Genomic DNA, 13,966 nt, shown 5'->3' with positions numbered 1-13,966 from the left:
ATTAATTTAAACCTGCAAAAAAGTTATCAAGCACGGTTGTGATTGCCGCATGTACTTCAGGCATTGTTTGGTTTGCATCCACTGTTTTGATACTGCTATCAGTTTTAGCTATTTCAAGGTAGCGTGTGCGAGTGCGCTCAAAAAAGCCTAATGCTTCTTGTTCGATACGATCAAGTTCACCACGGCCTTTTGCACGAGCAAGCCCAACTGCAGGGTCAATGTCTAAATAAATGGTTAAATCAGGTTTTAAACCATTTAGCACCATATCAGCTAAAAAAGAGAGTTTAGTCTGTTCAATACCACGACCACCACCTTGATATGCTTGTGATGAAAGATCATGGCGATCACCTAAAACCCAAGTACCCTTTTCAAGGGCCGGATTTATAACATTAGCAACTAATTGCGAGCGTGCTGCATACATGATTAACAGCTCTGTTTCGCCCGTCACTGTTTCTTGGTGAGCCTGTTTGACGATATTACGCAGCTCTTCAGCCATAGCTGTACCGCCAGGCTCACGCACATTAATAAAATCGACTTGCTTGTTTTCTAAATAAGCTTGGCATACGGCAATGGCCGTTGATTTTCCGGCCCCTTCAAGGCCTTCAATCACAATAAATTTTGCTGTCATATGACTCAATTCTGGTTGTTAGTTTAATTGGTACTGCTTTACCGCACGATTATGTTCTTGCAATGTTTTCGAAAATTGATGGCTGCCATCCCCTTTCGCAACAAAATACACATACTCAGACTCAGGTGGATTAACCGCGGCCAAAATCGCTGCTTTCGAAGGCATGGCTATGGGTGTTGGCGGCAAGCCTTTTATCTTATACGTGTTATAAGGTGTATAGGTTGTTAAATCTTTTCGTTTTATATCGCCATCAAAATCAGCACCAATACCATAAATAACCGTTGGATCGGTTTGTAAGCGCATATTGGTTTTTAAGCGATTGGTAAATACCGCAGAAATTAATGGTCGCTCAGACGCGAGGCCCGTTTCTTTTTCGATGATAGAAGCCAGTATTAACGCTTCATACGGTGAACTTAATACCAAATCTGGCGCTCTAGTTTGCCATGCGGTGTCTAATTCCTGCTGCATTTTGTTGTATGCGCGTTTTAATACGCCGCTGGCACTATCTTCGCTGTGGTAGTGATAGGTGTCAGGGAACAACCAGCCTTCTAAATTTTCTTGTGTGCTACTTATCTGCGTCGCTAAATTTTCTGTGTCTAAGTCTTGTGTTAAATGTGCTTGCTTTTGAATATTAGCAACAACGTCACGAAGTGGCTGACCTTCAATAATTGTAAAGCTAAAGCTTACTTGTGCACCTTGATTGATACGACGAATATTATCAATAACAGCGTTTGTATCCAGTTCATATAGACCCGCTTTTAGATCAGTAAGCGTAGGATCTAATTTAGCAAGTACCTGAAATTTGAAGCAGCTATCAACCCACTGCTTTGTTTGCCATGCTTGGCAAAGCTGATTAAAGCCAGTGCCACGTTCTACTTTAAATAAAGTACTGTTTTCAACCTTTAACGGCATTTTTAATGCTGATTGAAGCTGTTGATAGCCAATACCACAACATAGCAATGCTAATAATAGCACGCTAACAATGACTTTTATCACACACTCTCCTTGGCAAACTGCGCCGTTAAAAGCGCTTTACTGCATTCAATATCAAACTGTGTATCAGCAATCCGTGCAACGGGAACCACGCCCATTAAACTATTACACATAAATACGGCATCCATAGCTAAAAGCTCATCTAGTTGGATTGCTTTAAATTCAATGGCTAACTTATCACATAAAGCACTGAGATAAACCCCTGTGATACCGCAGCGGTCTAACTTAGGTGACATAACTTGACCGTCTTTAATAGCAAATAAATTTGCAGCCGAACATTCAATCACATTGTTATCATAATCAAGAACAACAACCTCTTCACATTCAAGCCTGCTCATTTGCTTTTTGATAAGCACTTGCTCTAAACGGTTCAATGTTTTTAAGCCTGCAAGTAACGGTTGATGTGCAAGTTTCACGTCGCTAACTGCTAAGCTTACGCCCTGCTGCTGCCAACTTTTATAGTGTGAAACTGCAGGCATGATACTGATCAGCACTTGAATACTTGGTGTATCTGGTAAGCCATAACCACGCCCACCTGCACCACGGGTGATAACTATTTTTAAAATACCGGTTTGTGTATCACTGATTGCGTGGTTAACTTCACGCTCAATTGCGGTTAAATCTAATTCGGGGAAAAATAGTCTTTGCGCGCATTCTTCTAAACGCGCTTTGTGTAAATCCCAGTGCTCAACGACAGAATTCACCACAGAGGCTGTGGTAAAAAAGCCGTCACCATAATTTAAGCCACGATCTTGCGTGCTTATTGTGGTGTCTGGTGTGATTATTTTTATTGTTTGTTTTAATTTACTCATACAAAAAAGCCCAGTTAAACAACTGGGCTCTTCTTTTTAGTCCGTTGTTAAAAAGAATTATACCTTTTTAAACAGCAACGAGCCATTAGTACCACCAAAACCAAATGAATTACATAGTGCGTAATCCAATTTAGCGTCACGTGCAGTGTGCGGTACGTAGTCTAAATCACAGCCTTCATCTGGGTTATCAAGGTTGATTGTAGGGCTTACTTTCTGGTCAACAAGTGACAAGATAGTAATGATCGACTCTACCGAGCCTGCTGCACCTAACAAGTGACCCATCATTGATTTAGATGAACTTACCATCACATCTTTCGCTGCATCACCAAAAATAGTTTTAACAGCTGATGTTTCGGCTTTATCGCCTGCATTAGTCGATGTACCGTGAGCATTAATGTAACCAACTTGGTCTGCATTAACTTGTGCATCGTTTAGGGCATTTTCCATCGCTAGAGCTGCGCCTGCACCGTCTTCAGGTGGAGACGTCATGTGATATGCATCACCACTCATACCAAAACCAACGAGTTCAGCGTAGATTTTCGCGCCACGTGCTTTAGCATGCTCATATTCTTCAAGTACGATAACACCAGCACCATCAGCAAGAACAAAACCATCACGGTCTTTATCCCAAGGACGAGATGCTGCTTGTGGATCGTCGTTACGAGTTGATAATGCACGTGCTGCATTAAAGCCACCCATACCAATTGGAGTCGATGCTTTTTCAGCACCACCGGCTACCATTGCATCTGCATCGCCGTATGCAATCATACGTGCAGCGTGACCAATGTTATGTAGACCTGTAGTACAGGCTGTAACGATTGAAATATTAGGGCCACGTAAACCGTGCATAATCGATAAATGACCAGAGATCATATTGATAATGGTCGAAGGCACGTAGAACGGAGAAAGCTTACGCGGGCCGCTATTTAATAATTTAATGTGGTTTTCTTCAATTAAAGTTAAACCACCGATGCCAGAACCCACTGCTACACCAACACGAGTGGCGTTTTCTTCAGTGATCTCTAGACCAGAATCTTGTAGTGCTTGTACACCCGCTGCAATGCCATATTGGATAAACAAATCCATTTTCTTTGCATCTTTCGGTGACATGTAAGCTGATGCATCAAAGTCATTCAGCAAACCTGCGAATTTGGTGCCGAAACTTGAGGTATCGAAATGCGTGATAGTTTGAATACCACTTTTACCGTTTAACAAACCTTGCCAAGTAGATTCAACATCATTACCTAGCGGTGTCAACATTCCTAAGCCAGTTACGACGACTCGACGTTTAGCCACGGGTTGCCTCCAATAAGGAAATTATTTTAGGTGGGGTGTATACCAAATTTATTAGTATCATTCTATAGATAGACTAAGGGCAGCTTGAAGCTGCCCTTAAAATCAAAATGCGTAAAATTACTCAGCGTGAGCTGTAACGTAATCGATTGCAGCTTGAACTGTAGTGATCTTTTCAGCTTCTTCGTCTGGGATCTCAGTGTCGAACTCTTCTTCAAGAGCCATTACTAGTTCTACAGTGTCAAGTGAATCAGCACCTAAGTCGTCAACGAAAGAAGCTTCATGTTTTACTTCTTCTTCTTTAACACCTAGTTGCTCAATGATAATTTTCTTTACGCGTTCTTGGATGTCGCTCATTCTTCTTTCCTTTATTAAAAACGCCAATGCGTTATTTTCAGATTGCGGCGTAGTTTACGCCGCATAATTCTGTGATTCAAGGATTTGCTGATAATTACTTATCTGGTCAAACCTCTCGAATAGTATTTGTTCATTTATCGCTTATTTTAATAGCGAATTCAAGTATGTTTAAAGCAAGATCACAAAAAATTCAACAATTTTCGATAATCTTTCGTTAGCAAATTTTTGCTAACTTTCATTAAACCATGTACATCGCGCCATTTACGTGCAATGTTTCGCCTGATACATACGCAGCAGCGTCAGATGCTAAATAACATACCGCAGCAGCGATTTCTTCAGGTTGGCCTAAACGCCCTGCAGGTACATTTGCAAGCGTAGCTGCTTTTTGGTCTTCAGTCAGCTCGTCTGTCATATCTGTTTGGATAAAACCAGGTGCAACAACGTTCACTGTGATACCACGTGATGCAACTTCGCGTGCTAATGACTTAGTAAAACCAATTACACCCGCTTTCGCTGCAGCGTAGTTAGCTTGACCCGCATTACCCATTGTGCCCACAACAGAACCGATATTAATGATACGGCCATTTTTCTTTTTCATCATAGGGCGTAAAACAGCCTTAGATAAACGGAAAATTGAGCTTAGGTTCGTGTCGATGATGTCATCCCACTCACCGTCTTTCATACGCATTAATAAGTTATCGCGAGTAATACCCGCATTGTTAACTAATACATCGATATCGCCTAAATCAGCCTTGATCGCAGCAAGTGTCGCCTCAATCGATTCAGGATCTGTAACGTTAAGGGCATAACCTTTACCGTTGTCACCCAGGTATTCACTGATTTTAGCAGCACCTGATTCGCTTGTTGCAGTACCGGCTACTTTTGCACCTTGTGCAACTAGCGTATTTGCAATCGCTTTACCAATACCACGGCTTGCACCAGTGATTAGGACAACCTTGCCCTCAAGAGAAAATAAATTTGTCATTCTATTCCTACTTATTTCGCTTCATCAATAGCAGCTTGCGTATTAACCGCACCACATACCATTGCTTTATCAATTCGTTTAGCAAGACCCGTTAATACTTTACCTGGGCCAAACTCATAGCTTTGTGTGATACCTTGCGCAACTAATGCTTGTACAGTTTCAGTCCAGCGTACCGGGCTGTACAGTTGGCGTACTAATGCATCTTTAATTGCTTCACTTGATTGCTCAGCTTTTACATCAACGTTGTTGATTACATCACACTTAGGTGTATTAAATGTTAAAGCAGCTAAATCAGCAGCTAATTTTTCAGCAGCTGGTTTCATTAGTTCACAGTGAGAAGGTACGCTTACTGCAAGTGGTAAAGCACGTTTAGCACCTGCTTCTTTACATGCTTCTGATGCACGCTCAACTGCCGCTTTGTGGCCGGCAATAACAACCTGACCTGGTGAGTTGTAGTTTACTGGTGAAACGACTTCACCATTTGCTGATGCTTCACACGCTGTTTTGATTTCGTCGTCACCTAAGCCGATGATTGCAGCCATAGAACCAACACCCGCAGGTACTGCTTCTTGCATATATAAACCACGATTTTCTACTAGTTTAACTGCTTCACTTAAGCTTACAACGCCAGCACAAACTAATGCTGAATACTCGCCTAAACTGTGACCAGCCATAACAACATCGGCATCAGGGTTTGCGTCTAACCATTGACGGTAAATAGCAACACTAGCAGTAAGAAGTGCTGGTTGTGTACGATGGGTTTGATTTAATTCTTCTTCTGGACCATTTAGTACAAGTGCAGCTAGATCATAGCCAAGAGCTTCAGATGCTTCAGCGAATGTTGCTTTAGCAATTTGTGAATCAGCTAATAGTTCAGATAACATGCCCACAGTTTGTGAGCCTTGACCTGGAAATACGAGTGCAATTTTATGTGCCATACTTTGCTCTTATAATTAAACAAAAAAATATTCTGTAGCAGGCAGCATAACAAGTTTTAGATATGCTGCACTACTTTGTTGTTGGATGTGTTTGCTCAAAAATCGCAGCGATTTTTTCAGGGAGTTGGCGTTCGACTTCCCGCGCGGCTTCATCAATAGCAGCATGAAACGCCTTTGGTGAGGCATTGCCATGGCTTTTAACAACAATACCGCGCAATCCTACCAGACTTGCGCCGTTATACTGGTCGGGGTTCACCCGCTTGTAGAGTTTTTTTATCACTGGACGCAATAAAAACGCTAAACTTTTGTATAAGAAATGCTTGTGTAAGGCTTTGGTGAGTTTATGCATGATCAGTTTGGCAATACCTTCACAGGTTTTTAATGCCACATTACCTACAAATCCTTCGCACACAATAACATCAGCTTTTCCACTGAAAATATCACTACCTTCACTGTAACCTGTGTAGTTGAGATATTCACACTGCTGCATTAACTGTGCAGCTTGTTTTATTCCTTCATGCCCTTTGATGTCTTCAGAGCCAATATTCAATAAACTAACTCTTGGGTTATCACACCCAAGTGCCTGCCCTGCTACCACAGAACCCATAATGCCAAATTGATAAAGGGTTTGTGCGTCACAATGCACATTAGCGCCTAAATCAAGTAAATAAACAGGGTTTTTACGTTCGGTTGGAACAGCAGAGATTAATGCAGGACGTTTTACACCTGGAAGCATCTTTAATACATAATGCGCCATAAAAAATAACGCGCCTGTATTACCAGAGCTTACACACGCTTGCGCTTCACCCGATTTAACTAAATCGAGGGCAACTCGCATTGATGAATCTTTTTTAGAACGAACCGCTGAAGCAGGTTCACACGCATTTGTGACGACTTCGCTACAATGGCGAATAATTAAACGAGGGTGTGAAACAGAATCGAGTGCTTCGAGTTCTTTTAGAATAACTTGCTGATTACCACATAAGATGAGTCTTAAGTTGGTATTAGCATTTACCGCTTGTACGGCAGCGGGGATAGATGAACGGGGGCCGTAATCGCCCCCCATCATATCTAACGCTATGGTTAGATTGGTCAGCATATAGCAATCTCTTAGTTAGAAATTACTTTAACGCCTTTGTAGTAACCGTCAGCAGTTACGTGGTGACGACGGTGAGTCTCACCAGAAACTTGATCTACAGTTAAAGTTGGACCACTGATCGCATCGTGTGAACGGCGCATGCCGCGTCTTGCACGAGACTTTTTGCTTTTTTGTACAGCCATTAGTCTTCTCCTAAGAATCTTTCTTAAGTTGTTTCAAAATATCAAATGGATTTGGTTTGTCATCTTTTGCTGCTAATTTACCAAAGCTTGTAGGCTCTGATGAATAACTGCATGAAGCTTCGTTGTGTGTAGGCACTATTGGAATAGCTAAAATCAGTTCGTCTTCGATTAACTCAAATACGTTGATTTCACCGTTTTCGTCCAGCTCTACTTCATCGTAACCTTCAGGTAGATGATCTGACTCTGCATCCAAACCAATTGGCGAATACACAAAGTCTTGTTCCAAATCCAACCCTAATTCTCCATTACAGCGTTGACAAGTTACAGTTACATGTGTTGATAAGTTACCACTTATTACCACTAAACCTTGCTCGTCAATTTTGCAATGAATCTTTACCGCTATTTCACCTGCTTCCTCCTGCACAACTTGCTCTAAACGAGAAAGTTTTTCAAGCGGGACAATACCGTCATACGTTAAACGATGTTGAGCTGCTTTGCTGGGATGAAGAGTGATGGGAATTTTCACCTTTTGCATAGGGGCTGCATCATATAGATAGTTAGTAAGTTAGTCAAAGTAAAAAACCAATTTTGGTAGGTTTTTAACGATCTTCTGCTTTGTTTTCGGATTCATTGTGGCTTATCCTTGGCAAAATACAATTTTCATCCAGAATTTATTATGAAACCAACACTTATATTAGCGTCAAGCTCACCATTTAGACAGCAATTATTAACGAAGTTTAACTTACCTTTTCAAAGTTTTTCTCCAAATATTGATGAGTCCCCTATCGCAGCTGAAACACCAGAGCAATTAGTGGCTCGTTTAAGCGAGCAAAAAGCCCGAGTTGCCAAACAACATTTTAGTGAAGGTTTGGTAATTGGCTCTGATCAAGTTGCGGTATTCAACGATACAATTTTAGGTAAACCTCATACTAAAGAGAATGCCATTAAGCAGCTATCATCTTTCAGTGGCCATACAGTGACCTTTTTAACGGGTTTAAGTGTTTTTGATATACAAAGCGATAAAGCAATTACCACCGTGGTGCCATTTGATGTGACATTTAAAACACTCACACATGAGCAGATCAATGCTTATTGCGATGCAGAGCAGCCATACAACTGTGCAGGTAGCTTTAAAAGTGAAGGATTAGGCATCTGTTTATTTGAAAAGCTCAGTGGCGATGACCCTAATACATTGATAGGCCTGCCACTGATTACATTAACTAAAGTGCTGGCTGAGTTTGGTGTTGAAGTGTTGACGCTGCAAGGGGCGTAGTTAAAACCTGCAAAAGTTGTTGGTATGAATCAACAACACATAACGGCGTATGTTGTTGCAACTGCGCCGGACTATGAGCACCAAAACTCACTCCTATACAAGCAATACCTGCGGCATTAGCCATTGCCATATCCAGTTGACTGTCGCCAATCATCACAGCATCACCTTTTGCGATGCCCTGCTCACGTAAAATTTGCTCAAGCATATCTGGAGATGGCTTCGACTCAGCATCGTCAGAGCATTTTACATTCACAAAATACTTCCCAAGGCCTGACTCATTAAGAAGTCTATCGATACCTTCACGTCCTTTACCGGTAGCCACCGCCAATTGCATACCTGCTGCGTGTAGTTTCTCTAACACAGTTTCTACATCTTTAAATAAAGGTGTAGGTGTAACATCTAACTCACGGTACTGTGCTTTATAACCTGCAACGAGTTCGTCGCTTAAATGTAAATGCGCCGGAAAAAGCACTTCAGTGGCTTTTGCCAGCGATAAACCAATAACGTCTTTTGCTTGTTGCTCTGTTGGAACAGGAATACCTAAGTCTCGCGCAGTATTTCGCAGGCAGGTAACAATTTTTGGCACAGAGTCCATCACTGTGCCATCCCAATCAAAAATAACCAGCTTAAACTTGTTCATTATCGGCACGTAGCTTTTTGATACAGTTTTGAAGTGCATTATCGAGTGGTGCTTCAACATGCATAGTTGTTTCGTTTTTAGGATGCATAAAACGTAAATCATGGGCGTGTAAAAACAAACGATTTAAACCAGTCAGCTTATTTACGTATTGATCAAACTCTGCAACGCCATATTTATCATCACACGCAATTGGATGACCTTTACATTGCGTATGTACACGAATTTGGTGAGTACGCCCCGTTACTGGCGACGCTTGCACTAATGAGCACTCAGCATATCGCTCAAGCACACGGAAACGCGTGTGTGATGGTTTACCTTCGGTATTATCAACACGAACCACACGCTCACCAGACTTCAAGGTATTCTTACGAAGTCCTTCGGTAACGTTTTTCGTTTTAGAATCCCATTGACCATCAACTAATGCCCAATAGTTTTTCTCCATGGTTTTTTCACGTAACTGTTTATGTAAATCAGTTAACACTGAACGACGTTTAGAAATAAGCAAACAACCTGATGTGTCACGGTCTAGTCGGTGTACAAGCTCTAAACTACGCTCTTCAGGACGAAGTACGCGAAGTGCTTCGATTAAGCCATAACTTAGGCCACTGCCACCATGCACAGCCATACCCGAAGGCTTGTTGATCACCATTAAATACTTGTCTTCAAACAAAATGGCGTCTTCAAGTTGTTTTACTTTATCGAGTTTCTTTGGCACAAGCTCTTCTTTTTCGGCCACTTTAATAGGTGGAATACGAACCACATCATTTAGTTGTAGTTTGTAGACAGGTTTTATGCGTTTTTTATTTACTCGCACTTCGCCTTTACGAAGGATTTTATAAACTGCACTTTTAGGCACACCTTTTAGGTGAGTAATAAGAAAGTTATCAATACGTTGACCTAGATGGTCTTCACCTATGGTAACAAACGAAACTTGTAAGCCGGTTTTTTCTGACATTGCCTAATCACTGATTTAAGTAAATAATTTAGTTGCTAACGCGACTGTAATAGTGGGATAATCACCGTCGCGAACATAAAGTTTGCAAGTAACAACGGTGCTTTTATCACATTAATACATTCGTGAAGCATATTCTGGGTTGCCGATCATACAGATCCGCGCTAAGTTTTCCAAAGCTTTTATAATTACCCAGCCAACACGAGCGTTCAATTATCGGCGATGCGCGTAATATATTGCCTGAATAATTTGAGCACGAATGTTGATTAATGAACATAAAAAGCAATTGAACAAGATAAATTGACTGATAGTGACGACGTAGCAACGTCATTCAGAAGCAGCTGTTGTAGCAAGACATTGAATAAAAATTTGAACATGGTCGACTTCGGGACAAAACTCGTAAATTAAAACCGCAGAATTGGCGGCAGTTTTGACACCTATAAGAATTTAATAACGTGAGAACATGTTATTGTCAGCCACACTTAGTGATGCTCAATGTAAGCAAACAACTTCAGGTTTTGACTTTACCCAGTCGTGAGACTGCACAAAAACAACCGTCAGAAACCACTGAACAGACGAGTTTATATCGTCATGTCAGCGACAGAATTAGTAGAGTAACAATATGAAACGTATGCTAATCAATGCGACGCAGCAAGAAGAAATGCGCGTTGCACTGGTTGATGGCCAGCGCCTGTATGATTTAGACATAGAGAGCCCAGGTCACGAACAAAAAAAAGCAAATATTTACAAGGGTAAAATTACCCGTATCGAACCGTCATTAGAAGCTGCCTTTGTTGATTATGGCGCTGAAAGACACGGTTTCCTTCCTCTTAAAGAAATAGCTCGCACCTACTTCCCACAAGGCTATACATTCCAAGGTCGTCCAAATATCCGTGACGTGATCAAAGAAGGCCAAGAAGTCATTGTGCAAGTTGATAAAGAAGAACGTGGCCAAAAAGGCGCTGCGTTAACGACTTTCATCAGCGTTGCAGGTAGTTATTTAGTACTTATGCCTAACAACCCTCGTGCCGGTGGTATTTCTCGCCGTATCGAAGGTGATGAGCGTACTGAACTTAAAGAAGCACTGAGCCGTTTAGAACTACCTAAAGGCATGGGCTTAATTGTTCGTACTGCAGGTGTTGGTAAATCATTTGAAGAACTAGAGTACGACTTAAAAGCACTATTAGTGCATTGGCAAGCGATTCAGCAAGCTGCTGATAGCGGCCCTGCTCCGTTCTTAATTCACCAAGAAAGTAACGTAATTTTCCGCGCAATCCGTGACTATTTACGTCGTGATATTGGTGAAATTTTAATTGATAAAGCACGCGTATTTGAAGAAGCGAAAGCGCATATTGAGCGTTTCCGTCCAGATTTCATGAGCCGCGTTAAGCTTTATCAGGGCGATGTACCACTATTCACCCACTACCAAATTGAAAGCCAAATTGAGTCAGCTTTCCAACGTGAAGTTCGCTTACCATCAGGTGGTTCAATTGTAATTGACCCAACTGAAGCGCTAACGTCTATCGATATCAACTCATCTAAAGCCACTAAAGGCGGTGATATCGAAGAAACAGCACTTAATACCAACTTAGAAGCAGCAGACGAGATTGCCCGCCAATTACGTTTACGTGACTTAGGTGGTCTTATTGTTATCGACTTCATCGATATGACTCCACCACGCCACCAACGCGAAGTAGAGAATCGTCTAAAAGACGCTGCTCGTCCTGACCGTGCCCGTGTACAGATTGGTAAGATCTCACGCTTTGGTCTGCTTGAAATGTCGCGTCAGCGCTTACGCCCATCATTAGGTGAAGCAAGCCAAGGTCCATGTCCTCGTTGTAATGGTCAAGGTACGATTCGTTCTAACGAATCAATTGCACTGTCTATCCTTCGTTTAATCGAAGAAGAAGCAATCAAAGACAACACATCACAAGTAAATGCACAAGTGCCTGTGGCTGTTGCCGCTTACCTATTAAACGAAAAACGTCGTAGTGTTCAGCGCATCGAAAAGCGCCATAACGTTGATGTTGTGATCATTCCTAATCAACACATGGAAACGCCACATTACGAAGTAGTTCGCTTACGTAAAGACGAAACAATCGAAACAGTAAGCTACGAGCAAGTTGTTGCTCCTGAGCCAGAAGCATTTGAAATGGCTAAAGCGCCTTCAGCACCAGTTCGTGAAGAGCCGGTTCTTAAAGGTGTTGTTATGCCTACTACACCTGCACCTCAAGCTGCACCAAAAGCTGAGCAAACGACTCCTGCGGCTAAAAAGTCTGAAGGTGGATTATTTGCTGCACTTGGTAAGTTCTTCAAGTCGTTATTCAGCAATGCCGAAGAAGAAGCTGAAAAAGAGCAAGAAGAGAAAAAAGCAGCACAAAGACGTAGCAATAATCGTCGCAACAACGACAACCGTCGTCGTAGCAACAACCAACGCCGTCGCAACTCTCGTAATAAACGTCCTGACGATGCACAAGCTAAAGAAGAAAACACAAATACTTCAAATAAGCCTGAGCAAAAAGAAGGTAACGAGAATCGCAACAAACGTCGTCGTAATTCTAACAACAGAAAACGTAATGAAAAACGTAATGATGATGTAGAACAAAAGAATAAAGACACTGCACCAGAGACGAAATCTGAGCAACCAAAGGAAACTAAACCTAAGGTTCGTCGTCAACGTCGCAACTTACGCAAAAAAGTTCGCGTAACAGATGAAAGCGCAGATGAAGCAAAAGCAGTACAAACGACTGAAACAACTGAGCAAGCACCTAAAGCTGAAAAACCAGCTAAGCCTGCAAAAGAAAAAGTAACAGTTGAAACTGAACAAGAAAAACAGCCAGTTGCTGAAAAGCAAGTACCTGCAGAACCAGTAAAAGCTGACGCTGAGCCTAAACAAGCAGAGCAAACTGAATCGGTAGTTGAATCATCAACGGATGAAGAACAAGCTCAACCTCGTACACGCTCTCGTCGTTCACCACGTCATTTACGTGCAGCTGGTCAACGTCGCCGTCGCCCTGAGCATGATGAAAAATCAACTGATGAGAAAGCTGATGCGCCAGCATTTATTCCAGTTGCTGACCAAGCTGCTGCTGAATATGAAGCTGAGCTAAAAGCGAAACAAGCTCAAACTGAAGAACTAGTTCAAGCTGAAGAGCCAGTTAAAACTGAAGAACCAGTGAAAACTGAAGAGCCAGTGAAAACTGAAGAGCCAGTGAAAACTGAAGAACCAGTGAAAACTGAAGAACCAGTGAAAGCTGAAGAACCAGTGAAAACTGAAGAACCAGTGAAAGCTGAAGAACCAGTGAAAGCTGAAGAGCCAGTGAAAGCTGAGGAACCAGTGAAAACTGAAGAGCCAGTGAAAGCTGAGGAACCAGTTAAAACTGAAGAGCCAGTTAAAACTGAAGAACCAGTGAAAGCTGAAGAACCAGTGAAAGCTGAAGAGCCAGTGAAAGCTGAAGAACCAGTGAAAGCTGAAGAGCCAGTGAAAGCTGAAGAACCAGTGAAAGCTGAGGAGCCAGTGAAAGCTGAGAAGCCAGTGAAAGCTGAAGAACCAGTTAAAGCTGAAGAACCTGCTAAAAATGAAAAAACTGTTTTAGTGAAAGGTTCAGCAAGCGCTGCAATGGCAAAACCTACGCCAGTTGCAGATAGTGAGCCAGAGCCAACACCAGCAGCTATGGCCCATGACAAGCGTACAGCTATTCCAGATAGCGGCCTTCGAGCAGGTTCAATTAAACCTGCTGGCAGAGCCCGTGCTGATATGGCAAAAACCTTAGCGGCTGATTAATTTAGTCGCTTAATAAAAAAGCCGCGTTAT

General features: G+C 42.0%; 14 protein-coding genes. 2 read left to right on the top strand and 12 right to left on the bottom strand.

Features of this window, described 5'->3' with window-relative positions:
- Position 1: 1 nt before the first annotated feature.
- From tmk to yceD, 10 genes are all read right to left on the bottom strand, one after another.
- Entirely contained in the window at positions 2 to 628 is a 627-nt protein-coding gene (gene tmk / locus AUR67_RS08265; protein ID WP_058584898.1) for a dTMP kinase, read from the bottom strand.
- 18 nt (positions 629 to 646) lie between these two features.
- Positions 647 to 1,624, bottom strand: a complete 978-nt coding sequence (gene mltG, locus AUR67_RS08260; protein ID WP_058584897.1) for an endolytic transglycosylase MltG — start codon at positions 1,622 to 1,624, stop codon at positions 647 to 649.
- Complete coding sequence (pabC, locus tag AUR67_RS08255) at positions 1,621 to 2,433, bottom strand: aminodeoxychorismate lyase (RefSeq protein ID WP_058584896.1); 813 nt, start codon at positions 2,431 to 2,433, stop codon at positions 1,621 to 1,623. Before pabC ends, mltG begins: the two co-directional genes overlap by 4 nt.
- A 57-nt stretch (positions 2,434 to 2,490) precedes the next feature.
- Positions 2,491 to 3,729 (bottom strand): beta-ketoacyl-ACP synthase II, encoded by a 1,239-nt coding sequence (gene fabF / locus AUR67_RS08250; protein ID WP_054554715.1) that lies wholly within the window; start codon positions 3,727 to 3,729, stop codon positions 2,491 to 2,493.
- A 117-nt stretch (positions 3,730 to 3,846) separates the two neighbouring features.
- The gene (gene acpP, locus AUR67_RS08245; protein ID WP_016707440.1) at positions 3,847 to 4,083 is read right to left on the bottom strand and encodes an acyl carrier protein; all 237 of its coding nucleotides are present in this window, start codon (positions 4,081 to 4,083) and stop codon (positions 3,847 to 3,849) included.
- A 238-nt stretch (positions 4,084 to 4,321) separates the two neighbouring features.
- Positions 4,322 to 5,068: a 3-oxoacyl-ACP reductase FabG gene (gene fabG, locus AUR67_RS08240; protein ID WP_054554714.1), complete on the bottom strand. Its 747-nt coding sequence runs from the start codon at positions 5,066 to 5,068 to the stop codon at positions 4,322 to 4,324.
- Positions 5,069 to 5,079: 11 nt separating this feature from the next.
- Positions 5,080 to 6,006: an ACP S-malonyltransferase gene (fabD, locus tag AUR67_RS08235; protein ID WP_058584895.1), complete on the bottom strand. Its 927-nt coding sequence runs from the start codon at positions 6,004 to 6,006 to the stop codon at positions 5,080 to 5,082.
- 70 nt (positions 6,007 to 6,076) lie between these two features.
- Positions 6,077 to 7,105: a phosphate acyltransferase PlsX gene (gene plsX, locus AUR67_RS08230; RefSeq protein ID WP_054554712.1), complete on the bottom strand. Its 1,029-nt coding sequence runs from the start codon at positions 7,103 to 7,105 to the stop codon at positions 6,077 to 6,079.
- 11 nt (positions 7,106 to 7,116) lie between these two features.
- A complete protein-coding gene (rpmF, locus tag AUR67_RS08225) occupies positions 7,117 to 7,287 on the bottom strand; it encodes a 50S ribosomal protein L32 (protein ID WP_036967969.1) in 171 nt (56 codons plus the stop codon).
- Between the two features lie 10 nt (positions 7,288 to 7,297).
- The gene (gene yceD, locus AUR67_RS08220; protein WP_054554711.1) at positions 7,298 to 7,822 is read right to left on the bottom strand and encodes a 23S rRNA accumulation protein YceD; all 525 of its coding nucleotides are present in this window, start codon (positions 7,820 to 7,822) and stop codon (positions 7,298 to 7,300) included.
- A 141-nt stretch (positions 7,823 to 7,963) separates the two neighbouring features.
- On the opposite strand from yceD, the gene AUR67_RS08215 reads away from it, so the two are divergent.
- A complete protein-coding gene (locus tag AUR67_RS08215; protein ID WP_058584894.1) occupies positions 7,964 to 8,560 on the top strand; it encodes a Maf family protein in 597 nt (198 codons plus the stop codon).
- On the opposite strand, the gene AUR67_RS08210 is transcribed toward AUR67_RS08215, so the two are convergent.
- Both AUR67_RS08210 and rluC read right to left on the bottom strand, forming a co-directional pair.
- Positions 8,508 to 9,200, bottom strand: coding sequence for an HAD family hydrolase (locus AUR67_RS08210; protein WP_058584893.1), 693 nt, complete (start codon positions 9,198 to 9,200; stop codon positions 8,508 to 8,510). The two genes, AUR67_RS08215 and AUR67_RS08210, sit on opposite strands and share 53 nt — an antisense overlap.
- On the bottom strand, positions 9,187 to 10,155 hold the full coding sequence (rluC, locus tag AUR67_RS08205; RefSeq protein ID WP_058584892.1) for a 23S rRNA pseudouridine(955/2504/2580) synthase RluC: 969 nt from the start codon (positions 10,153 to 10,155) through the stop codon (positions 9,187 to 9,189). Before rluC ends, AUR67_RS08210 begins: the two co-directional genes overlap by 14 nt.
- 619 nt (positions 10,156 to 10,774) lie before the next feature.
- Here rluC and rne point away from each other — a divergent pair.
- Positions 10,775 to 13,936 (top strand): ribonuclease E, encoded by a 3,162-nt coding sequence (gene rne, locus AUR67_RS08200; protein ID WP_058584891.1) that lies wholly within the window; start codon positions 10,775 to 10,777, stop codon positions 13,934 to 13,936.
- The last annotated feature ends 30 nt before the right edge of the window (positions 13,937 to 13,966 follow it).

Origin of the sequence: Pseudoalteromonas sp. XI10 (assembly GCF_001469895.1) — a bacterium.
GTDB lineage: Bacteria > Pseudomonadota > Gammaproteobacteria > Enterobacterales > Alteromonadaceae > Pseudoalteromonas.
The sequence above is the reverse complement of the archived record's forward strand: the minus strand, read 5'-3'. Positions and strand labels throughout refer to the sequence as shown.